This is a genomic window from Streptomyces canus, assembly GCF_030815415.1.
Classification (GTDB): domain Bacteria; phylum Actinomycetota; class Actinomycetes; order Streptomycetales; family Streptomycetaceae; genus Streptomyces; species Streptomyces canus_F.
The window spans coordinates 11,451-32,478 of the sequence record NZ_JAUSWW010000003.1 but is presented as its reverse complement, the minus strand read 5'-3'; the positions used below and the strand labels follow the sequence as shown (position 1 = coordinate 32,478).

At 68.1% G+C, this 21,028-nt stretch carries 22 protein-coding genes and 1 pseudogene; 11 read left to right on the top strand and 12 right to left on the bottom strand.

Annotation, left to right across the window (positions count from 1 at the left end; translation table 11 throughout):
• Positions 1 to 80 precede the first annotated feature (80 nt).
• Together QF037_RS50470 and QF037_RS50465 are read left to right on the top strand one after the other, a co-directional pair.
• Entirely contained in the window at positions 81 to 1,514 is a 1,434-nt protein-coding gene (locus QF037_RS50470) for a hypothetical protein (RefSeq protein WP_307038383.1), read from the top strand.
• Positions 1,511 to 2,968, top strand: coding sequence for a hypothetical protein (locus tag QF037_RS50465; protein WP_307038382.1), 1,458 nt, complete (start codon positions 1,511 to 1,513; stop codon positions 2,966 to 2,968). Before QF037_RS50470 ends, QF037_RS50465 begins: the two co-directional genes overlap by 4 nt.
• A gap of 487 nt (positions 2,969 to 3,455) precedes the next feature.
• Here QF037_RS50465 and QF037_RS50460 read toward each other — a convergent pair whose 3' ends face one another.
• The 3 genes from QF037_RS50460 to QF037_RS50450 are packed head-to-tail and all read right to left on the bottom strand — an operon-like array spanning position 3,456 to position 4,380.
• Complete coding sequence (locus QF037_RS50460) at positions 3,456 to 3,779, bottom strand: hypothetical protein (RefSeq protein ID WP_266881645.1); 324 nt, start codon at positions 3,777 to 3,779, stop codon at positions 3,456 to 3,458.
• The gene (locus QF037_RS50455) at positions 3,776 to 4,117 is read right to left on the bottom strand and encodes a hypothetical protein (protein WP_307038381.1); all 342 of its coding nucleotides are present in this window, start codon (positions 4,115 to 4,117) and stop codon (positions 3,776 to 3,778) included. Before QF037_RS50455 ends, QF037_RS50460 begins: the two co-directional genes overlap by 4 nt.
• Positions 4,114 to 4,380: a hypothetical protein gene (locus QF037_RS50450; RefSeq protein WP_307038380.1), complete on the bottom strand. Its 267-nt coding sequence runs from the start codon at positions 4,378 to 4,380 to the stop codon at positions 4,114 to 4,116. The genes QF037_RS50455 and QF037_RS50450 overlap by 4 nt, the downstream gene beginning before the upstream one ends.
• Before the next feature lie 383 nt (positions 4,381 to 4,763).
• On the opposite strand from QF037_RS50450, the gene QF037_RS50445 reads away from it, so the two are divergent.
• From QF037_RS50445 to QF037_RS50430, 4 genes and pseudogenes are all read left to right on the top strand, one after another.
• Positions 4,764 to 5,198: an NUDIX domain-containing protein gene (locus tag QF037_RS50445; RefSeq protein ID WP_307038379.1), complete on the top strand. Its 435-nt coding sequence runs from the start codon at positions 4,764 to 4,766 to the stop codon at positions 5,196 to 5,198.
• Between the two features lie 55 nt (positions 5,199 to 5,253).
• Positions 5,254 to 6,567, top strand: a complete 1,314-nt coding sequence (locus tag QF037_RS50440) for a UDP-glucose dehydrogenase family protein (protein WP_307038378.1) — start codon at positions 5,254 to 5,256, stop codon at positions 6,565 to 6,567.
• Between the two features lie 209 nt (positions 6,568 to 6,776).
• Positions 6,777 to 7,465 (top strand): annotated as a pseudogene (locus QF037_RS50435) (YdcF family protein).
• 52 nt (positions 7,466 to 7,517) lie between these two features.
• On the top strand, positions 7,518 to 8,201 hold the full coding sequence (locus QF037_RS50430; protein WP_373464019.1) for a WbqC family protein: 684 nt from the start codon (positions 7,518 to 7,520) through the stop codon (positions 8,199 to 8,201).
• A 229-nt stretch (positions 8,202 to 8,430) separates the two neighbouring features.
• On the opposite strand, the gene QF037_RS50425 is transcribed toward QF037_RS50430, so the two are convergent.
• From QF037_RS50425 to QF037_RS50415, 3 genes are all read right to left on the bottom strand, one after another.
• Entirely contained in the window at positions 8,431 to 8,802 is a 372-nt protein-coding gene (locus QF037_RS50425) for a hypothetical protein (RefSeq protein ID WP_307038376.1), read from the bottom strand.
• Positions 8,803 to 8,834: 32 nt separating this feature from the next.
• A complete protein-coding gene (locus tag QF037_RS50420) occupies positions 8,835 to 9,296 on the bottom strand; it encodes a hypothetical protein (RefSeq protein ID WP_307038375.1) in 462 nt (153 codons plus the stop codon).
• A gap of 66 nt (positions 9,297 to 9,362) precedes the next feature.
• On the bottom strand, positions 9,363 to 10,211 hold the full coding sequence (locus QF037_RS50415; protein WP_307038374.1) for an NAD(P)H-binding protein: 849 nt from the start codon (positions 10,209 to 10,211) through the stop codon (positions 9,363 to 9,365).
• A gap of 175 nt (positions 10,212 to 10,386) precedes the next feature.
• On the opposite strand from QF037_RS50415, the gene QF037_RS50410 reads away from it, so the two are divergent.
• Positions 10,387 to 10,545, top strand: a complete 159-nt coding sequence (locus tag QF037_RS50410) for a hypothetical protein (RefSeq protein ID WP_307038373.1) — start codon at positions 10,387 to 10,389, stop codon at positions 10,543 to 10,545.
• A 192-nt stretch (positions 10,546 to 10,737) separates the two neighbouring features.
• Positions 10,738 to 11,511 (top strand): barstar family protein, encoded by a 774-nt coding sequence (locus QF037_RS50405; protein WP_307038372.1) that lies wholly within the window; start codon positions 10,738 to 10,740, stop codon positions 11,509 to 11,511.
• 100 nt (positions 11,512 to 11,611) lie between these two features.
• On the opposite strand, the gene QF037_RS50400 is transcribed toward QF037_RS50405, so the two are convergent.
• The 6 genes from QF037_RS50400 to QF037_RS50375 all read right to left on the bottom strand — a co-directional run bounded on the left by QF037_RS50400 (position 11,612) and on the right by QF037_RS50375 (position 15,654).
• Positions 11,612 to 12,526 (bottom strand): replication-relaxation family protein, encoded by a 915-nt coding sequence (locus QF037_RS50400; protein WP_307038371.1) that lies wholly within the window; start codon positions 12,524 to 12,526, stop codon positions 11,612 to 11,614.
• 321 nt (positions 12,527 to 12,847) lie between these two features.
• Positions 12,848 to 13,561 carry a hypothetical protein gene (locus QF037_RS50395; RefSeq protein WP_307038370.1) on the bottom strand — a complete coding sequence of 238 codons (714 nt, stop codon included), beginning with the start codon at positions 13,559 to 13,561 and terminating at the stop codon, positions 12,848 to 12,850.
• Positions 13,562 to 13,780: 219 nt separating this feature from the next.
• Positions 13,781 to 13,966 carry a hypothetical protein gene (locus QF037_RS50390; protein WP_307038369.1) on the bottom strand — a complete coding sequence of 62 codons (186 nt, stop codon included), beginning with the start codon at positions 13,964 to 13,966 and terminating at the stop codon, positions 13,781 to 13,783.
• Positions 13,967 to 13,978: 12 nt separating this feature from the next.
• Entirely contained in the window at positions 13,979 to 14,536 is a 558-nt protein-coding gene (locus QF037_RS50385) for a hypothetical protein (RefSeq protein WP_307038368.1), read from the bottom strand.
• A gap of 285 nt (positions 14,537 to 14,821) precedes the next feature.
• Positions 14,822 to 15,160, bottom strand: a complete 339-nt coding sequence (locus QF037_RS50380) for a hypothetical protein (protein ID WP_307038367.1) — start codon at positions 15,158 to 15,160, stop codon at positions 14,822 to 14,824.
• A 41-nt stretch (positions 15,161 to 15,201) separates the two neighbouring features.
• Positions 15,202 to 15,654: a hypothetical protein gene (locus QF037_RS50375; protein ID WP_307038366.1), complete on the bottom strand. Its 453-nt coding sequence runs from the start codon at positions 15,652 to 15,654 to the stop codon at positions 15,202 to 15,204.
• A gap of 93 nt (positions 15,655 to 15,747) precedes the next feature.
• On the opposite strand from QF037_RS50375, the gene QF037_RS50370 reads away from it, so the two are divergent.
• The 3 genes from QF037_RS50370 (at position 15,748) to QF037_RS50360 (ending at position 20,578) form a co-directional block, all read left to right on the top strand.
• Positions 15,748 to 16,047: a hypothetical protein gene (locus tag QF037_RS50370; RefSeq protein ID WP_307038365.1), complete on the top strand. Its 300-nt coding sequence runs from the start codon at positions 15,748 to 15,750 to the stop codon at positions 16,045 to 16,047.
• A gap of 395 nt (positions 16,048 to 16,442) precedes the next feature.
• Positions 16,443 to 20,192, top strand: a complete 3,750-nt coding sequence (locus tag QF037_RS50365; RefSeq protein ID WP_307038364.1) for a tetratricopeptide repeat protein — start codon at positions 16,443 to 16,445, stop codon at positions 20,190 to 20,192.
• Positions 20,189 to 20,578 (top strand): hypothetical protein, encoded by a 390-nt coding sequence (locus QF037_RS50360; RefSeq protein ID WP_307038363.1) that lies wholly within the window; start codon positions 20,189 to 20,191, stop codon positions 20,576 to 20,578. The genes QF037_RS50365 and QF037_RS50360 overlap by 4 nt, the downstream gene beginning before the upstream one ends.
• The last annotated feature ends 450 nt before the right edge of the window (positions 20,579 to 21,028 follow it).

Here is a 21,028-nt window from a genome sequence, read left to right as displayed (position 1 = left end):
AGGCCCGCAGCCCGCCCCCACGCGGCGGGCCGTACGCGCTGCCCTGGACACCGCGTACGGCCCGCCATGGAGACAGTCCGGTGAGCCGCTTCGGGGCGGGGGTCCGCCGGGGCGTGATGGCGGGCGATCAGTTCACGCAGATCGCCAACGGCTTGTTCCGGGACTCCCGGTTGTCGTTCAAGGCGAAGGGGATCTTCGGGTACGTCAGCACCCACCGGGACGGCTGGCAGGTCACCCTCGCCCACCTCGTCGCCGTCGGCCCCGACGGACGCGAGGCGATCCGCGCCGGCCTGAAGGAACTCCAACAGCACGGCTACCTCATCCGCGAACGCCTGCGGCGAGCGGACGGAACGCTCGGCGAGGTCACCTACTCGATCACCGACCGCCCTGCCGCCCCACTCGACGTCCCGCTCCTGGACGCCACCGCCACCCTCGCAGTCCAAGGCGAACACGACGCTGGCTCTGCGGCGGGCATCCGTCGCGGGGTGATGGCGGGCGATCAGTTCACGCAGATCGCCAACGGCTTGTTCCGGGACTCCCGGTTGTCGTTCAAGGCGAAGGGGATCTTCGGGTACGTCAGCACGCACCGCGACGGCTGGCAGGTCACCGGCGCCGAACTGGTGCGCCGCGGCCGCGAAGGCGTCGACGCCATCACCACAGGGCTCCACCAGCTGGAACGGTACGGATTCCTCTACCGCACCCGCGAGCGCAACCCCGACGGCACGCTCGGCCCGGCGCTCTACGTCATCACCGACCTGCCCGACCTGGAAAACCCCAGCTCACCACCAGAGTCGGGTTTTCCAGGACTGGCTGAGCCTACGTTGGCTGACCCCGGCACTAAGAACACCATCGTTAAGAAGACCAACCAGCAGAACACCAGCCCCTTCCGTCCGTGCGACCAAGCGCCGCCGGCACGTGAACGGACGGACCAGCCCCGCACGCCGACCTCCCCGCCGGCCGTCCCTGCCGCGGATGAGATGCACCCCGGGATCCACCTGCTGCTCGAACTCGCAGCGGCACGGCCCGAACTGCTGCTGACCGGGCAGGCGCTGACCGACCAAGGCCGCGTCGTCACGGTGATGCTGGAATCCGGCTGGAGCCGCGAGCAGCTCCTCCACGTCATCGCCGCCCGGCCCCTGCCCCACCCGGTTCGCACCACGGTCGGCGCGATCATCGCCGCCCGCCTGCGAGCCGCCCAGGCCTACCCCCCGCCTGCCCTCGCGGCCGACCACCACGACGAGCCCGTCTGGGACGACCCGCAGCCGCCTGCGGCCAGCTCCGCGGCCGCGCGCACGGTGGGCGAGGCCCTCACCTATCGCGCCCTCGTCGAATGCACCGGCTGCGGCGTGCCCGCCACCGCCCCCGGCGAGGACCTCTGCCCCACCTGCCTCGGCTGGCCGCCGTGCCGCACCTGCCCGGGGCCCACGCCTCGGCGCGCCCACCCCGACAGCGACGGCCGCTGCACGACGTGCGGCTCCGTTGCGGCCGACCCGATGGAAGGCAGCATCCTGTGACGGACACCGTCCACACTCCGCCGCCGACCGCGGCCGCGCATCACCAGCGGCCCTTCGCCCGCGACCCGGGGCGGTGGGACAGGGAACGGTCCCGCGCCCTGTTCACCGGCCACATCCGCGACCACACTTGCTCGCCCGCGTGCGAACTCGTCCTCGTCCACGAACGCACCCCCTGGGGGTGGCTGGCCTGGACCGTCCCCGGCGACGGCAGCCAGCCCGAGATCCCCCATCAGATCGGGGTGCTCGCCCCGCGGGCCAGCCGCAGGCAGCGCATCGCCCGGCGCTGGCTGACCCGACGCCCCGCCAGGCACCTCGTCCTGGACACCGTCCCCGGATCCCTTCGGTTCTCCGCTGCCGTCGTCGCCCTCATCGGCGCGCTGGTCGGCCTGTTCGCCCTCAGCCGCGGTGCCCCCACGAATGCCACGGTGCCGGCGATGCTGCTCGCCCCGCTGCTCGCCCAGCACCTGCCCGGCCGGCTGGACGCGTGGGCCCGCGCACACGTCCACCTCGTCGAGGGCGACCCTTCATGCCGCTACCTGCAGCGCCTCGCCACCCTGCACACCGTCCTCGTTCACGCGGCCGCCCACAGCGACCGCCCCGAACTGCGCCGCTCGGCCGCACTCGGCCACCACCTGCTGTGGGATGCCGCCGGTTTGCTCCAGGGCCAGGACACCCTGGCGGCCTCGGCGCACCTCATCGACCGGGAGCGGCTGATGGTCCAGCTCGCCGACCACGTCACCCAGACCCTCGAGCGCACCCGCGCCGCATCAACGTCCGGACCAGCGGACCAGCCCCCTGGCGGTGAAGGCCCGTTGGGCCCGCTCCCGCCCGGCTTCGAGCGAGCAGCCCGGCCAACCCCAGCATCCGCGCCCGGCACGTCACTACTGGTGAAGGGACCCCAGCCCATGCATAGCCAGGCCGACGACTCAGCCTGCGCCACGGACACCTATCTGCTCTTCGCGCACGAGGCGTACTACCCCGACTCTGGCACCCAGGAGATCAACACCACCGTGGTCGCCGCCGACTCCCTGCTCCACCCCCAGGTGCGCCAGCCCGACGGCGCCCGGATACATGACCGCCTCACCCGGGGACGCCAGCCGGGCGAGATCATTCCGCTGTCCACGCTCACCCATGAGCTGAACGGCGGTACAGGCTGGCCTGCGGTCGGCGACTGGGAGACGGTCACCACCGACCTCGTCCAGCTCGTCCGTACGGGAGAGTGTGACGCCCTCAGCCTCGGGCTACCCGAGATCGGGCGCGCCCTTGTCTGCGTCGGCCCCACCAGCCAGGTGCGGGTCTTCGACGCCGCCGGCCAGGTCATCACCTATGGGCCGCAGGAGCGCGCCGCTGTCCTGGCCGAGGTCGACAGGTTCCTCACCAGCCTCATCACCGAGCGGCCGTTCTGGCCGGGCGAAGGCCTGCTTTCCCCGAGCATCTCCGGGGATGTCAGCTGATGTTCGGCTACGAAGCGTACGAAGTCTGGGCGGAGCTCCGCTGGCTGCCTACCAAGCCCACAGACCGCAACCACCGCTGTCCCGGCAGATTCTGCTGCCGATGTCAGAGCGGCCTGACAGATTCCGCTCGCCCCGGGCCCCGCTTCGAACGGACACGCGCACAGGGACGCGGGGCTTCCTGATCGGCGCGATGGCGTCCCTGAGGGCAAGCGTCGCGGCTCTGGCGGGGTCGATTCACGTGATCCGCCTGCAGCCGTGCTGCTGACCTGGCGTCTTGGCGCTTTCGGGTTCTCGGCCGGGTTGTTCACGCGACTGGCAGTGCGCACCCATCCTTTGAACCCGTACCAACATCACACCCCCCCGATGGGCGACTGCAGACATCAAAGGACGCCAGTGCTTTGTCCGTCTCTGCGTAGGCTGCCCCGCTGCGACCGTCGCCTACGTCCCACAGCTTGAGGGCCCCGGCATCCGCCCCCACCAGGAGTGGTTACTGCCAGAAGACTTCTTCGACGATGATCTGCGGGTCGGTCGTGCGGCGGATGAAGACGTAGCGCAGCCATCCGCGGCCGTGGTCGAAGTAGGCGATGTGCGGGCCGTCGGGCACGGTTGAGCGTCCGGGTTCCACCCAACAGCCCTCGGGTAGATCGGGCAGGTTGTCGATGCCGCGGAAGTAGGGGTCTTTGACCGTGACGAGTTCGGCACGGACGTCTTCTACCAGGGCGCGCACAGGCGGGGGCAGCGCATCGTGATCGGCGCGCGCCGAGCGGACCCAGTCCATCTGCCACGGCGGGCCCATGAAGGCGAAGTTCACTGACCGGGCTCCACCTTTGCGGCTTCACGGCGCAGATGGGCGGCCTGGGTCAGCAACTGCAGGGCCTGGTCGTTGGTGGCGGCGTCAGCGGCGCGCTCTTCCAGCTCACGAACGTGGCGGTCGAGGTCAGGGTCGCGGGCAAGGGCGAACTCGGTCCACCAGCGGGCGAGAAAGGCCGGTACCGGAGCGGTGTAGCGGGGCTGTCCGATTGCGGCGTCCCAGTGCCGGTCGTAGTCGGCGAGCAGCTGCGGAGTGTGTTGAGCGATCGCGGCGCGCAGCGCTTTGGTGTTTCGCTCGGGCATCGGCGGGACGCCCGATGGCTTGGGTGCACTCGTCATGCCGCCACCTCCTCCTCGCTGGCTGTGTCTGCCTGCTGGGCCTTGTAGGCGAGGGCAAGGGTGGAAATGTGCTGAGGGGTGACATCCAGGTGCCGGGCGACGGCGGAGTTACCTCCTCTGCCCAGCTCCACGGCGATACGCCCCGCGGCGTGCGCGAACGCTTCCTTCGCCTGAGCGATGGCTGCTTGCAGCTCATCGAGCTCCAGGCGCTGGGCCGGGGTGAGCTCGGCCTGCCGGGCGCGGACGCGTGGAGTGTCGCTCATGAGGAGAGTGTGCACTCCACTGTCCCTTAATTGCAACTGGAGATTGATATAAACGGGCTGGCGAACTCTGCTGCTCACTCCCGTCGGGAATACAGAAGGGACACGTCTTGCTCCCGAACCCTGCGCGGGCCGGGACAAGCTCGGCTTCGCCAGCCCGGTCCCGTCGTGGCTGAACGGGCCCCTGGCAGGCTGGGCCAACGCCCAGATCCACACCGCCCTGACCGAGGCCCCCGGGTCTTTGAGGCCGCTGCTGGAGGGCGGGCTCAAGCCGGGCGGGCGGTTCGACCGCACGAGGATGCAGGCCCTCATGGCGGCCGCCTGGTTTCATGACCAGACGGTGAGGGCTGCCGCATGAGCCCCAACGGCCTTACTACGGTGTCCCGATGCACCAGAACACCACCGCCGACAGCCCGGCCACCGCCCGCGGAGCAGTCGCGATCATCGCCAACCGCCGCGGCGAACTCCTCCTCCACCTGCGTGACGACCTGCCCGGCATCGCCTGGCCAGATCACTGGAGCGTGCTGGGCGGCGGCTGCGACCCCGGGGAAAAACCGTGCGAGACGATCGTCCGCGAGCTCGACGAGGAAGCCGGCCTGAGCGTCGACGGCCTGACCGAGCTCTTCGAGATCCGTGACGAGCACGGCTCCGGGCAGCTGATCACGTTCTTCGCCGCCTCCTGGGACGGCGACGAGACCACGCTGCCCCTCGCGGAGGGCGTCAAGCTCCAGTTCTTCGCCCCCGAACACCTCGCCACCCTCACGATCCCGCCGTTCATCCGGGACGGGATCCACCGCCATCTGGCCGCCCGGCCCGCCTGACCTTGTCCTGGTGGGGCCGCCGGGCGGCGGCCCCACCCCGAAGGGACACCCGTTCATGAAACTCACCGTCGTCGGCTGCGGCTACCTCGGCGCCACCCACGCGGCCTGCATGGCCGAACTCGGCCACGAGGTCCTCGGCATGGACTGCGACATGGACAAGGTCGCCGTTCTGAACTCGGACAAGGCCCCGTTCTTCGAACGCGACCTCGATGACCTCCTCGCCCAGCACACCCGCAGCGGCCGGCTCACCTTCACCGCCTCCTACGCCGAGGCCGCCGCCTTCGCCGACCTGCACTTCATCGGGGTCGGCACCCCTCAGCTGCCCGGCGAGCACGCCTACGACCTCAGCCACCTGTTCTCCGCTGTCCGCCAGCTCGCACCCCGGCTCACGCGCGCTGCCGTCATCGCGGTGAAGTCGACCGTCCCGGTCGGCACCGCCCCCCGGGTCCGCGACCTGCTCCATGAGTTCGCGCCGGCCGGCGATGCGGTCGAGGTCGCCTGGAACCCGGAGTTCCTGCGCGAGTCCTTCGCCATTGAGGACACCCTGCGTCCCGACCGCCTCGTCCTCGGCTTCGACACTGAGCACTCCTGGGCCGAGGCGGTACTGCGGCGGTGCTTTGAGAACATCATCACGGCGGGGACGCCGACGATCGTCACTGACTGGGCCACGGCCGAACTCGCCAAGGCGTCCGCGAACGCCTTCCTCGCCACGAAGATCTCCTTCATCAATGCGATGGCCGAGGTCTGCGAGGCATCCGGCGCCGACGTCGAACAGCTCGCCGACATCCTCGGCCACGACGTACGCATCGGCCGCCGCGGTATGCGGCCCGGCCTCGGCTTCGGCGGCGGCTGCCTGCCCAAGGACATCCGCGGGTTCATGGCACGCGCCGCAGAACTCGGCGTCGAGCAGGCCCTGACGATCCTTGGCGAGGTCGACGCGATCAACAACCGGCGCCGTGAACGCATGGTCGACTGTGCCCGCGAACAGGCCGGCGGCACCCTCGCCGGCCAGCGGATCACCGTCTGGGGCGCCGCCTTCAAGCCCGAGACCGACGACATCCGCGACTCACCCGCCCTCGCCCACCAACTCCACGAGCTCGGCGCCCACGTCACCGTCACCGACCCCCAGGCCCTCGACAACGCCCGCAAGCTCCACCCCGAACTCGACTACGTCGACGACCCCACCGCCGCCGTCCAAGACGCCGACCTGCTCCTGCACCTGACCGAGTGGCCGCAGTTTCCGCGCATCGACCCACACCGCCTCGCCGCCCGCACCGCCACCCCGAAGGTCATCGACGGCCGCGGCACCCTCGACCCCGCCGCCTGGCACGAAGCCGGCTGGACCTTCCGCGCCCTCGGACGCCCCTGAGTCCCTCCCCGCCGCCGCGGGCCCAGCCAGGGAAACACCCCTTCCTCGCCCAGGGAACAGACCTGCTCGCCGAAACTCTCCACCTGTCGGATGCACCGGCCCGCAATGATGGGCGTCCGTCCTCGACCAGGCGCACAGGAGGCACCCGGCAGTTCGGGCTGAGCCCACCAGCTGCGCAACATCGAGGGCATCCGAAACGGTCGGCAAGGATGAGCCAGGGAGTGCCAGTGCCGCAGCACCAGCAGCGCCAGATCACCGACGAGCAGTTCCACGACGCGACGCTGATCTGGAACTACCACCAGATGGGACACGAACTGCGCCCCTGCTCGGCGGCGATCGGCCTGGGCAGCCACGACCTCGGCGTGGCGAGTGCGGCCGCCGACCTCTACCGCGTCGGCTTCTTTCCAGTCGTGGTGTTCAGCGGCGGCAACAGCCCACCACCCGGGCCCGTTTTCCGCGCGGCGAGGCCGTGCACTACCGGGAGCATGCCCTCGGCCTAGGTGTGCCGGACGAGGCGATCCTCGTGGAGCCGAAGGCCGCGAACACCGGCCAGAACATCACGTTCTCCTGGGAGTTGCTGGCCGAGGCCGGCGTCCAGGTGGACTCGCTGCTGCTGGTCTCCAAGCCGTACATGGAGCGCCGCTCGTATGCGACCTGCCGCAAGCTGTGGCCCGAGGCCGAGGTCGTGTGCGCCTCCGAGCCACTGGATTTGGACGACTACATCAAGTCGATCGGCGACGACAAGTTCGTCGTCGACATGCTCGTGGGCGACCTGCAGAGGGTGATCGAGTACCCGAAGCTCGGCTTCGCCGTCGAGCAGGATGTACCGGGGGAGGTGCATGACGCTTACGAGCGCCTTCTTCGGGCCGGCTTCGACAGCCGCCTCATCGGCACCTGACCCACCACGGGGCGGGGTGTGCGCGATCCACCAGCCGAACCTCTTCCCGAGGTTGTCCACGCTGGCCAAGCTGTTCGCAGCCGACCGGTGGATCATCCTGGACGACGTCCAGTTCACGCGCCGCGACTACCAGCACCGGGCCCGTCTCGCCGATCGGGATGAGCCCGCACGCCAGCAGTGGCTCACGCTCCCCACGCACCTTCCCCAGGTGCGTCCGACGTTGATCAGCCAGGCTCGGCTCGTTGACCCCCGCCGCTCGCGCAGGACGGTCCAGTTGCTCGTGCGGCAGTACTACGGCCGAAGCCCCCATTGGCAAGCCGTGTCCGATGTCCTCGACCAGGTCCTGGACACGCTCGACACCTCGCACCGCGTGGCCGACATCGCCAGGACGTCGACGACTGCCCTGCTCGCCGTCCTCGGCTGGCCAGGGAACGTGTTAGCCGGCAGTGAGATCCCGACCCGCCCAGGCCGCTCCGAGCGCCTGGCGGATCTCGCGGAAGCCACCGGCAGCACCCACTGTCTGTGCGGCAGCGGCGGTCTGCGCTATCTCGACGCCGATCCCTTCGATGCTTACGGCATTCCTGTACAGCCCTTCCACAGCCCTATGAATGGCCCGCTCTGGCTGCTGGCTCGCCGCGTCAGCAGCCTCTGGGCCCTGAGCGCGACCGGTCCCGGTGACCTGGCGAACGAACTGGTTGCCCAGCGCGAGGCACACCCCCTTCGAACCCGCGCGTGACTGCCGAGGCTTCCCTGCCCATGCCCGCCGCCGGTTGGCGAGCCAGGGCAGTGCTGCGCCGCCCGCCGGGAGAACTTCCCCACGGGCACGGGAAACAGCGTCAGCCGGGCTGCCGCAGGCTCATCGCGCCGGAGGCGTACTGACCCGTCTCGCTGAAGGTGGACCACGTCGGAGCTGTGACCAGCGGTGGTTCGGATTGAGCGAGACGCAGGTGCGGTCGGCGTCTTGCTCAATCTGAGTTCTGAGGACCAGGACTTGCCTCGCGTCCGGCGGCGAATTCGTCGAGGAGCTGGAACAGGACCTTGATCGCGTGCTTCTCGTCCTTGGAGGGCAGGTCGGCGATGTTGTTCCAGCCCTCTGGGAGCGCGATATGCAGGACCTGTCCGGGCCACGCGTGGTTGCAACTGCGGCCGCGGCGGGCGACGAGCCACTCGTGCCAGCCCGTGAGCCCCTGTCCGCCATGGCGTATCGCGTGCTGGTCGTAGCCGGTGAGGAAGGCGGTCAGCTGGTGGAACGACGAGGCGGTGCCGACGAACATGCCGGGACGCCGGCCGACGCAGGCGAAGTACTCGCGCTCGCTCATTTCCCTGATCTGGCTCATCGGTCTCCTTCGCAGGTCTGGCGCGGATCCGGCTAGGCACCGTGCGGATGCCGATGGTCGTTCCAAAGGCGTCTGAGGGCTTCGAGTTCGGTTCGGGGGAAGTGCTCGCCCCACTTGCCTCGGTAGCCGCTCTCGCCATGGGTCTTTGCGACCTCGTCGAAGCAGCGGATCACGGCGCGGGCGAGTTGGTTGATGTCGAGCTGACTCGACCAGATCTCGGTTCCCCTGTTGTCGTGATCGCTGCCGTCACGCAGTTCCAGCACGCGGATCCAGCTATCGTCGGATTCGCGATAGAAGATCCACCGGTAGGCGGTCGGTTCGGCCTCGAACTGGACACGGGTTTCCGTCTCCCCTGCGACGAGCCGGGCCACTGCGGTCAGGAACTCCTCGGGCGCACTGGTGATGTAGGACGCGGTGAACTCGGCCTTGGCGTGCCGATCCTCAAGGGTGCAGTCGGCCCACCCGTGTGCCCCCAGCATCCACGTGATGCGCATGCCGGATGTCACGGGAGTTGCCCCCGCTGAGCGTCGTCGTTGCCCGCTCCGCGGTGTCCGGCTCTCTCACCCGTATGCTGATAGGACGTCGCGGAGAGCGATGGGGGAGCGGCTGGTTAGCTGAGTGTAGTCGTTTCTGACTCGATCCCAGCGCTGCTCGCGTACCGAGGCGAACATGGACGAAAAGGCGTAGAGCCACCAGGGATCCAGACCAGTCGCCGCCGTCTCGGCACAGTACGTGTCAGCCGGGATGTCCACGTAGGCGACAGGCGTCTCCCACACCTCCGCCGCGATCGAGGCGATGCCTGCCAGGTCCACCGATTCGGCTCCCGTGATGTCGTGGTGACGGCCGGTCGGCTCACCCACCGCGAGTGCGGCGAGGGCGCGGGCCACGTCCTCGCGCGCCACCAGGGAGATCCGGCCATCCGCTGCCGGGAGCCTCAGCTGCCCGGTCGCTCGCGCCTCGGTGAGCCAGGCTTGGAAGAACTCGATGTACAGCGAAGCCCTGGCGAACGAGCACGGGACGCCGGAGGCCAGAAGTAGATCTTCGGTGAGCCGGTTGACGACGGCGTAGCAGAACGGGGACGCCATGTCGGCGTCAACGCTGCTCAGCGCCGCGACATGGCCGACGCGCTCGGCCGCCACGGCGGCGACAACGTTGCGGTGGTGCAGCAGCACTCGTGCATCGGGCCCGTCGCTGGAGACGAAGACCAGAGTATCCACGCCCTTCAGCGCCGCACGCAGAGCGGGCGGATCGGCGTAGTCGGCAACGGCGACCTCCACCTGCGGCGGTACCGCCTCGGCAGGCAGCTTCCGCCTGGTCATCGCTACGACGTCCACGTCGGCCCGGTCCGCGAGCAACTGCACCACCCGCCGGCCCAGGCTGCCCGCCGCCCCCGTCACCGCGATGCGCATCGTTGCCCCCGTCGCTTGTCATCAGTCGCACAACCGTAGGCAGTCAAGCGCGGCAGCGGCTCAGAAAAAGCGAGACAGAACAGCAGATGGCCAAGGTTGACTGAGACAGGCAGCCAGATGGCTCGGATAGACCGAGATCGGGCGCGCCCTTGTCTGCGTCTGCCCCAACAGCCAGGTGCGGGCCTTCGACGCCGCCGCCGACCAGTGCATCACCCACGGACTGCAGGAGCGCGCCGCCGTCCTGGCCGAGGTCGACATGTTCCTCACCAGCCTCGTCGCCGAACCGGAGTTCTGGCCGGGCGACGGTCTGCTTCCTCCGCTCTCCCACCCCTGATGGAGTTTCGCCAGGCTCAGAACCTGCCTTCCATCCCGCCGACCTACTGTGGCGGTGGAGCGTTGACTTGATCGTCTTCGTAGGCTGGCTGCCCTGAATCCAGCTGCCCCTGGGTGGAGCCGTCGGTAGGCTCCCCGCGCAGGAGGTGTCATGGACCCAGCGGGTGGGGCTGGCAAGGGACGTAAATACGCCTTGACCAGTGACGAGGACGATGACGAGTTCTGGGGGTTCGTGCAGGACGCCAACGGGTTGTTCGACCCTCGAGAAGACAGTCTTCGCCAGGTTGAACTGCTGGGGTGCTCGCCGCAGGGAAAGTTCCTGACCAGCCTCGAGCATCTGGGGAGCCGAAGAGCGACGGCAGGCGGGGCCCATCTGGCGTTCCTCGATGTTGAAGGCATCGAAATGGGTTCCTACTTCGTCAACGGGGTGACCGCGACGGCTTCGAGGCCGTCCGTGCACGGCGACGGCCTGTTCGATGTCGAAGTACGCCTATGGTGCGATGAACTACTCCCTGGGGCCGCGGAAATCTGGGACCTGCTCCGAACAGGGAACCTCGACCGCAAGGGCATGTGGGAGGACCTCGACGCGGTAGGCCGCAAGGCGTGGTTGTCCGTCGCGCTGTGGTCCCGCATGGACCAGCGTCGCGGACACCCCGAAGATGCTGCACCAGGGCAGGTGTTCCCCCTGGATGGTCGGCAGGTCGCCGATATCAACAGCTTCTACTGCGCGCTGGGAGAAGCTATCAACGGCCCCGGCGGGTACTTCGGATGGAACCTCGCTGCCGTGGACGACTGCCTGCGCGGGGGCTTTGGCGCCAAGCCACCGTTCACCCTGGAATGGCTGCACTCGAACACGGTGATTACAGACCTGACCGGTCATCCGGAGACTGGCAGTGGCACCGCCGCCGAATTCCAGGTTCTCCTTGAGACCTTCGCCGACCGCGACGTCACCGTCCTCATGCGGTGAACAACGGGTTCTCAAGTCGTAGGGAATGCGCCGAGTTCATTCTCTTGCTGCCCGGGTTCCGACTTCCGATCCCCTTGGTACACGCGCACGGTCGACGTGGTCACAGATCGGTCCACGGGCGGGGCTCGCCCCCGGTCAGCGGCACCCACACCGGCCCGGAGGGAGTGTGCTCCTCGATGTCCTCGAGGACGGCGGCTCCCAGCTGCACCTCGCGGGCGAGGGCTGCGACGAGCGGGTGGTGGGCGACCATCGCCTGCAAGTCGCTGATGCGGTCCTCCAGCCGGGCCCGGGAGGCACCGGTGAGGACAAAGAGAATGCGGGGGAAGACCGGATACCAGCGCAGCCACGCCGGGCCGGTGGAGAGGGGTCGGCGGCGTCCGACGGGCTGGGCTTCGTAGTGGAACAGTCTGGCGTACTCGATCAACTTCACGGCCAGGCGCTCGCTGCTCATGGTCGTGCGATCGACCTCCACGAACGCGCGCAGCTTTCGCCGGTGTTCGCCGTCGACGACGGTGTAGTGCAGGACGGCGTCAGCCACGAGCCGCTCGCCCTCACCGATGGAATGCGCCACCTCAGGAGTCCAGTCCCACGGGCCGTGCTCATGCCCGAGCCGGCGTGCGTCGGCCGCGAACGGCAGGTGGGACCGTACGACGGTCAGCGTGTGCGGCGTCTTCAGCGACGCTGCCGTTGCCGAGGTGATGGGGTACGGCGGGCGCCCCCGCAGGAGGGGATGATCGCGGGCCAGAAGCACCCCGTCCGGGGTGAGGTACCAGGCATGCGTCCGCGGCCGGTCCACGTCCGGCAGCGGCGTGAGGTCGACCAAGCCCGCGGAGCGCAACTTGTTCAGCGCCCGGGAAACCAGTTGGCGAGAGCCGGTTGGCCGCAGCATCTGGAGCAGCTGGCCGGTCGTGGCCATCCGGTGCAGGGCGAGCGCGGTCAGGACCTGCAAGCGCAACGGTTCACAAGGGCTGGGGGCCAGTTCGGCGGCCGGAACACCTGAAGAAGAACGGGTCATGAAAGACACACAACCGGTCTGCCCAGACCATGGCCCCGACCACGAGACCCCGACCACGGTCACGATCCCAGAACAACCTCATGGTCTGTGCCGTGGTCTGGGCAGACCACGGCACTGGCGGATGACGCGGTAGAGCCATCCGCGCGCGCCGTCGGAACATGAGCGATGGCCGATCCGCAGCAGCAGGTGCTGCTGCGGGGCGTGGTGGCGATCCACGCCGTGCCGGCCATCGTGCGACTCCCGGTCCGCAAGGGACCAACTCCCCATACCGGGAGCCGCGTTCATAGGGGCGGTGCGCGCAGGTCTGCTCACCGCCAGGTGCTACTTCCTGGACCGCTGGGCGGCCTGGTCCAGGATGCGCCGGCGTGTCCACCGCCGGCGCCCCTTCTGGCGCCCTGAGTCGGCGACACCGTCGACGGACTTCAGCAGCGGAAGGTTGCCCTGGGACAAGGCGCTGGAGAAGGAACCGACACTCTTGTATCCCAGCAGCGCGGCCGCCTGGCTCGCCCCCAGCAGCTCCTCAAGATCACCGTCGGCGGAGACCTCGGGCAGCGGCGGCGCGGGCTTGGCTCCGGCTCGCCGTCCACGGCCGGGCCGGCTGGCCATCCACTCCTGCAGGGTCGCCACCTTCCACAGCTGGCGGCGGTAGGGGTTCTCGGCCGTGCCCATCTCTTCGACGACGTCCGGTTCGGGGAAGTAGCCGGGGTGGTCCCGCACGAAGGTGTTGACCTGGTTGGCGTTCTTGTAGCCGAGGTACCTCGAGGCGTCCGAGGCGTTCAGCAACGTCTCCGGATCGAGGGAAGGCGGCCTGTGCTGGGTGAGCCGCGCCGAGGAGCGATGCGAAAACCACTCGGTGACCTCCGCGTGGTCCCACAGACGCGCCCGGCCGCGCTTGTCGACAGGCTCGGGAAACGCCGTGCCGGCGGTGTTTTCGGTGCGCTCGGTGTAGAACTGGCTGATCCGCGCTGGCGTCAGACCGTGTTCAGCCGCGATCTCGGCAGCGTCGGCCAGACGAGGTTCACGGTGCGAGGTCATGGCAGAACTGTCCCCTTCTGTTCAGCAGTGCGCCGGCCAACCCGGCATGTAAAGAAAATAATGGCAGAAGTTCCGGTGGGAGGTCCAGCCCGCGGCACATCGCTTTTTCGACGGGCCGCGCTGACAGCTCCCGGCCTCCTCGGGGACCAAACAGACTCCGCGGCGCGCGGCGGCCTCGGCCATGTCGATGAAGGCCATGGCGGCCGGCGTCCTGCCCCATTAGGCCAGGGCCAGCAGCAGGATCACCTCGGCGCGGTCTTGCGCGGCATCGCAGGGCATGCCGGCCGTCTGTGCAGCGGCCAGCAGGTCCGCGGTGGCCAGTTGACCGAGGCGTTCTGCCACCTCCTGGTGCAGATCCTGCAGGCCCTGCTGGTACAGCTCATTCGCCTCGCCCAGGAGCAGCACCAGGTTCTTTGTTCAGTACGGGGCCATCACCAGGTCGCCGATCACTGTCAGACCGACCTGAGCTGCGAGCCACGGCGCGCGTTCTGCCTCGACCTGCTTGACGTGGACGAAGACTGTGTGATCCGCCGAGGGCTCCCACAGATTGACATCGCGGACATTCACGCACAGTGTCACGAACGCACCCCTTGTACCGCCGACACCCAGACCCACTTCAGGAGCCTCGGGCCAGGCGTTGAAATCCCATCGGGCTGACGCAGGGCTGTCTCCCATCGCTTTGAAGAACGGCTCCACCGCTTCGGGAGGCATGGCCCAGCCCCGCAGCCGGATGGGGAGATGCGCCGCAGGATCGTCCCCTTCCTCCGACGAGCCGTCCGGGTCCCCTTCGGCCCACCATTCGGCGTCCGGAATCAGTTCCAGCAGTGCCGAAAGGACCTGCTCCGAGGAGACCCGTACCTCGAAATCGACTTCGAGGCCCTGGAGATCGGCGATTCCGAGCAACCGTTCGACAATGCGCAAACTCTCGGAGAGGTCCGCTGTTCTCAGAATCGGTTGTGCGTACGAGTTGGACACGACGTAGATTCTGCCTCCGACACCCAAGGCCACGGGCAGCGGTCACGTCCTCAAACCTGGGTGCGTCGGCGTGTGATGTGGTGTGCTTCTCAGGCCAGCACGCCCACAGATCCGTAGATGCACTCCATGCCTGCACTCGCGTCTGAGGCGCCGTGCTGTAGGACTTGAGCACAGTGATGCTTTGACCAGCGCCCCGACCTTTGCATGGGACCGGTTGAGGGCCATGGGAGGTCCAGCCCGCGGCACAGCGTTTTCTCGACGGCGGCCGTGCTGACGGCTCGAGGCCTACTCTTCGGGGATCAGGCAGACTCCGCGGCGGGCGGCGGCCTCGGCCATTTCTATGAAGGCCATGGCGGCCGGTGTCCTTTCCCACTTGGCCAGGGCCAGGAGCAGGATCACCTCGGCACGGTCCTGCGCGGCATCGCAGGGCATGCCGGCGGTCTGTGCAGCGGCCAGCAGGTCTGCGGTGGCCAGTTGACCGAGGCGTTCTGCCGTCTCCTGGTGCAGATCCTGCAGGCCCTGCTGGTACAGCTCGTTCGCCTCGCCCAGGAGCAGCACCAGATCCTCGACGTGGCTGGCCGGTGCCGCCGCAGCGAGGTCGAGGATGCGCTGGGTCGTCGTCATCGAGTATCGCTCCCGGATAGCGGTGCGCGGCGGTGTGGTGGTCAGCTGCAGCCATCGCATCCGGCGGCACGGTGCAGGAGCTCGCCCGGCCCGGTACGGGCTTTGGAGTCCCACGTGGGCGGCTTGCGCAAAGCGGCGTGGACGTCGCGTTCCATCCGCTCGAAGTCCTCGGTCTCCTCCACCTCGAGGCCAGGGTCCGGGGCGTCGCGCCGACGGGACAGCGCGATGAGCTCGGCCATGGTGATGTTCGGATTGAACGGCACCTGACGGACCCGCTCGACCAGCGCGCACAGCTCGGCCAGCCGCAGCCGGCGCCCGGCGGCCAGCAGCAGAGCACGGTGGTTGGCCAGGGTGCAGGCCGAGCACGAACAGCGACTCGAACCAGCCCGGTCCTGGGCGCCGGGGTACGAGTCGTAGCACCAGTGATAGGGCAGCCCCGCACTGACCGTGCGTGCCCAGCCTCCTTGGTGCTCACCTGGTGGGCGGGCAGCCACTCGTCGACGACCCGGGCCGAGTCGTCGGATCTACGGCGCCACACCTCCCGGTTACGGCGCTCCGCGCTCTCCTCGGCCCGTATCCCGAGCACGTTGGCGAACATCAGCGGCCCGTCCGTCTCCTTCCTGAGCGCGCGGACCTGCGGGGTGAACCCCTGGTACACCATCTTGGTCTTCCACGGGCCGGTGCAGGTGCGGGCCCGTCCCAGCCAGGGCCAGTCGCCCCGCTCCGTGATGAAGGTCAGCAGATCGAAGATGTATGACCTACACCGAGAAGCGCAAGATGCAAGACAGTACGTACAGTTCAGAGAGACTGCGGTCTCCAGCGGCAAGGTGGGGCACCGCGACACCGACGAAGTCGCCGCCGACGTGCGGGAGACGCGCAACCGCTGAGCCTGGGCCACAGGCTGTGAAACGCTGGCCACGCCGTCATCGGCGCGGAAACACGCTGTACCCGCCCGCGACGTCACCCGCTCAGTGAAATGGGAACCTTCCTACGCCTTGCGGCCGTTCGGCTGCCACGAGCGACGAGGCCTGCAGCCCACTACGCCGCGTAAATACTCCAAAGAAGAACGGAACCCGCGACCACCGGGATTGTCGACATATTCGGACATGCTCGTTGATGAAGTGAAACCCCTCTTATTAGAGGTGTACTGCGATCCGACATTTCAGACCGTTCTGAGGCTTTCGTCGGACGGGTGGGTGTGCGGGTGCCTAAGTTCAGGCGGCAGTGGGGGCTCGGCGAGGGCGCCCCGATCTTCCTTCGGGGCGGGGTTGTGACAGAGCGTTTGCTGATCGAAGTGGCGGCCGACGGACTCGTGACGGTGCAGGAATGGCCGTCGGGCGAGCAACATCCAACGAGAGTCGCTCCGCCGACACCGTTGATCTGGCCCTTGGACGCGGACGACCTGGAAGAACTGCGCTGGTACCTCGAGCATTACCTGACCACGCCCTTCGGCGTGTACAGCGACCGCGGGAGCCGAGTGCAGGACCGGCTGCCGACGTGGGGGACCGCTATCTTCGAGTCCGTGTTCGGCTCTGGTCCGCCCCGTGACGCCTATCTGCGGGCGCGGTCCCGCGGTGGCCTCCTTGAGATCGCTATTGTCTCGCCGGCAGCCGAACCGCTTGCTCTGCCTTGGGAACTCATGGCGGACCCAGCACGGCCCGCTCCGATCGCGCTGGACCAGGTGGCGATCTCTCGCACCCTGACCACGGCGCGGATGCGGCACGTGTCCATGGTGCCCGGTTCCCGCTTACGGGTCCTGATGGTGATCTCCCGGCCCAGGGGGACCAAGGACGTGGCGTACCGGATGATTGCCCGGCCGCTGCTGCGCTGCCTGGAGAACATCGACGGCCAGGTCGACCTGGCCGTGTTGCGTCCGCCCACCCTGCAGCGTCTCGAGGAGGTCCTGGCGGAGGCCCAGGCAGAGGGGCAGCCCTTTCAGATCGTGCACTTCGACGGACACGGTAGCTTCGGCCCAGTCCCGCACGCAGCGGGCGCGGGCGGGACCAGCCCCGCGGCCGGGCCGGAACCTCAAGGCACGCTCGCGTTCGAGCACGCCGCCGGGAGCAGACACCAGGTGCCCGCAGCTCACATTGCCCGCGTGCTTACGCATGCGAAGGTGCCGGTGGTCGTGCTGAATGCCTGTCATTCCGCGGCGATCGGCTCCCATGTGGAAGCCGCGGTCGCCACCCGGTTGCTTCAGGAAGGAACCACCGCCGTTGTCGCCATGGCCTATCAGGTCTATGTGAGGGCAGCAGCAGAGTTCATGACGGCGTTCTACGAGCACCTGTTCACCGGCGGGCGGGTCGCGGAGGCCGTAGCGGCGGGGCGTGCGCGACTGGCGAGCGACAACGGCCGGCCCTCCCCGAAGGGGAGTCTGCCGCTGGCGGACTGGATGGTTCCCGTCCTGTACGCGCGCGGCGAGGTCTGCTTTCCGCAGCTCCGGGCTCGGCCCCGGGGTGGCGGATCCTCGCAACATGGCGCACAGGCGGCGGAACCCACGGATGACAGCCTGACCGCCGACGGAGAGTTCGTCGGACGTGACACCCTCTTCCATACCCTCGAATCCGTCATTCGTCGGCAACGCGTCGCGGTCCTGCACGGGCCTGCCGGCACCGGGAAAAGCGAACTGGTCAAAGCATTCGGACGGTGGTGCCGCGACACCGGCGCCGTCGACGACCCGTCCTCGGTGATCTGGCACTCCTTCGAACCCGGTGTTGCCACCTTCGGCCTCGACGGGGTGATCAACGCCGTTGGGCAACGGCTGCCCGGCGGCGACTACTTCACGCAGCTGGACGACGCTGGACGGCGCATGCACGTCGAGGAGGCGCTCCGCACCCGGCGGATGCTGCTGATCTGGGACAATGTCGAGACGGTTCACTCGATGCCCGATCCCGCCCAAGCCACGCCGCCTCTCACGCAACCTGAACGCGACGAGTTACGTGAGTTCCTCCACCGTGTGGCCGCGGGCGGCCGCAGCGCTGTCATCCTCACCAGCCGCACTCACGAAACGTGGCTCGGAGACGTGTGCCGAATCGCCGTGTCCAGCCTGGAGACAGAGGAGACGCACCAGTACGCCGACCTGCTCCTCGCTCCTTTTGCCCACGCCCGGCAACGCCGGCAGTCACCGGCCTTCGGAGAGCTCCTGCAGTGGCTCGACGGCCACCCGCTCAGCATGCGCCTGATTCTTCCCCACCTGAATACCACCGAGCCGGCGGAACTGCTCGCCGCTCTGCAAGGAAATGCTGCCCTGCCCGAACCCGAGGACGACGGCAGGACAACCTCGCTGGCCGCCAGCATCGCGTACTCCTTCACCCACCTCTCGGCTGACGATCAGCGAACCCTCACCGTCCTCACGCTGTTCCGCGGGATCGCCGACAGCGACCTGTTGGCGGCGTTCTCACAGGCGCCGCACTGCCCGGAGCTGTTCCGCGGGCGCACCGCGCAGGCATGGGATGAACTGCTCGGGCGGGCGACCCAGGTGGGACTGCTGACGAGGACGGGCGATGACCTGTACCGAATCCACCCCGCTCTGCCCGCTCATCTCGCCGCCCAGACATCCCCGCAGGCACCCGCCAACGCGCCCGGATGGGGCAGCTCTGCCGGCCCCGCGTTCCTGTCGGCCTGCGTAACGTTCGGAGCCTGGCTGAGCCAGCAGCTGGAGAGCGCGGACGCGTCCCGCGCTCTGCGTCTGCTCCGCCACCACGTGCGGACGATGAGCACAGCCTTCGGCCATGCTCTTGACCACGGTCAGTGGCAGGAGGCTCAGCTGGTGGCCCAGCCCCTGAACGAGTACTGGCAGCGCAACGGGCTGGCTGAGGAGACGCGAGCATGGGCCGACCGCGTTCGCCGCCTTGTCTCAGGTCCCCAGGGCGGTCCGCCCGACCTGGACACTCCGGCGGGAGCTCTGTGGCTGTTCATGACAGGGGCCGTAGCCCACGACCAGATCAGGGCCCGTCGCCTCGATGAGGCCCGTAGCGGTTTCGGCGACATTCTAAAGGCTCTGGAGCAGTTACCCACCCCGCCCGACTCCCGTCACGCAGACTGCCACAGCGAGTTGGGGGGTGTCGCCCTACTGCAAGGGCAGCTGGACGAAGCCGACAAGCATTACGAGAAGGCCCTCGAGATTCAGCAGAGGATCGGCGACCAGCAGGCGTCGGCCCAGATCCATCATGATCGTGGCATCGTCGCTCAGCAGCGAGATTGGCTCGACGCCGCCGAAGAACACTACCGGCTGGCCCACTCGATCTACGAGAAACTCGGCGTTTGGGTGGGGATCGCTCGCGTCCAGGCGCGTCTGAGCACGATCGCCCAACGGCGCAGTCTGTGGAAAGAAGCCGAGGACCTCTTGGATGAGGCCATCGACATCGAAGAGAAGTTTGGTGACAAGGGCAGAAGGGCCAGCCTCACCGTCCAGCGGGGCACTCTCGCTCTGGAACAGGGGCTGCTGGACGAGGCGGAACGGTGGTACCACGATGCACTGCAGACCGCTGAGGACCTCGCCGACCAGGCCGGCAAGGCCACCGTCTACCACCAGCTCGGGCTGGTCTCGCAGAAGCGTGAGCAGTGGGCCGACGCCGAGGCGTGGTACCTGCTATCGGCGAAAATCAGCGAAGCCCTCGAGGACGGGCCTCGTCTGGCTAGGACATACCACCAGCTCTGCATAGTCACCGGACTGCAGAAACGACTGGACGACGCTGAACAGTGGATTGAACGGTCTCGCGAGATCGCCGAGAAACTCCGCGACCGGCCCGGCATGAGTGCCGCTTACCATACGCTGGGACTTATTACCTGGGAACAAAAGCGAATCCAGGAGTCCCTGCAATGGACGGTCGCATGCGTGGCCCTGTGCCTGTCCGACGGAAATCCCCACCTGGTAACCAGAGGTGGCCCCGTGCACCTGCGGCGTCTCACCGAGGCTCTGGGCGTCACTGCCGTGGAGGAGGCCTGGCGATCAATAACCGGGCACCGCCTGCCACCCGATGTGCTCCGCTGTCTCCTTGAGCCGCTACCGCCTGAAGAGGACCGACCATGAACGATCCCGTGCGACGAGGTGCCCGAGCCGCCGCGAGGCAGCTAAGGGACCACTACCCCGGCCTGCCGTACGAGGTGGAGATAGAACTGCGCCAGCGCCCCACTAACAGGCCGGAACAATACAGCGACCCTGTTGCGATCGCCTCGCTCATCGTTGCCGTCGCGACCCTGGCCTGGACCGCCTACAACGACCTGAAGACTCGTGAATCCGCGCCCCCGCCCGATGCCGTGGAACGCAACGTCGTGGGCGTGTTGGACCGCACCGACGGGACAATTAACTTCCTGAGCCCGAGCGACCTCGAACGCCTCATCCACGTTGTTGTCACCGAAACTCTGAATGCCGCCTTGCCACCCGATTCGGAAGATGACGAGAACCTCACACATTAGGGACGGGGCACGCTTGTCCACCGCTCGACTTCTGCTGCATCTGCTGCTGGGCCGTGCCACGCGAGCGGGCCTTGACCCTGAATCGAGTGCGTCAGATTCAACGGTCCTGCCTCAAAATCGGTGCTGGTGACTGTTACTCGGAGAAGCCCGGCGGAGCCTCCGCGAACACCGCGACCTGTGGCCTGCGCGTCGTAGCTCCCGCGGAGATGAAACGTCCGTGCAGCGGTGGCGGCGCCGGCCGCTGGAGACCGCACAACGCGTACGGGACGCGCTCAACGCGCGGTACCAGATCGTGGTCGTGCTCGCGCTGGGCTGCGGGCTGAGGCAGGGAGAGATCTTCGCACTGTCGCCGGAGGACGTCGACTTCGCCCGTAGGGTCCTGCGTATCCGCCGGCAGGTACAACTTCTCAACGGGCGCTTGTACTTCACCCTGCCGAAGGGCGGCAAGAC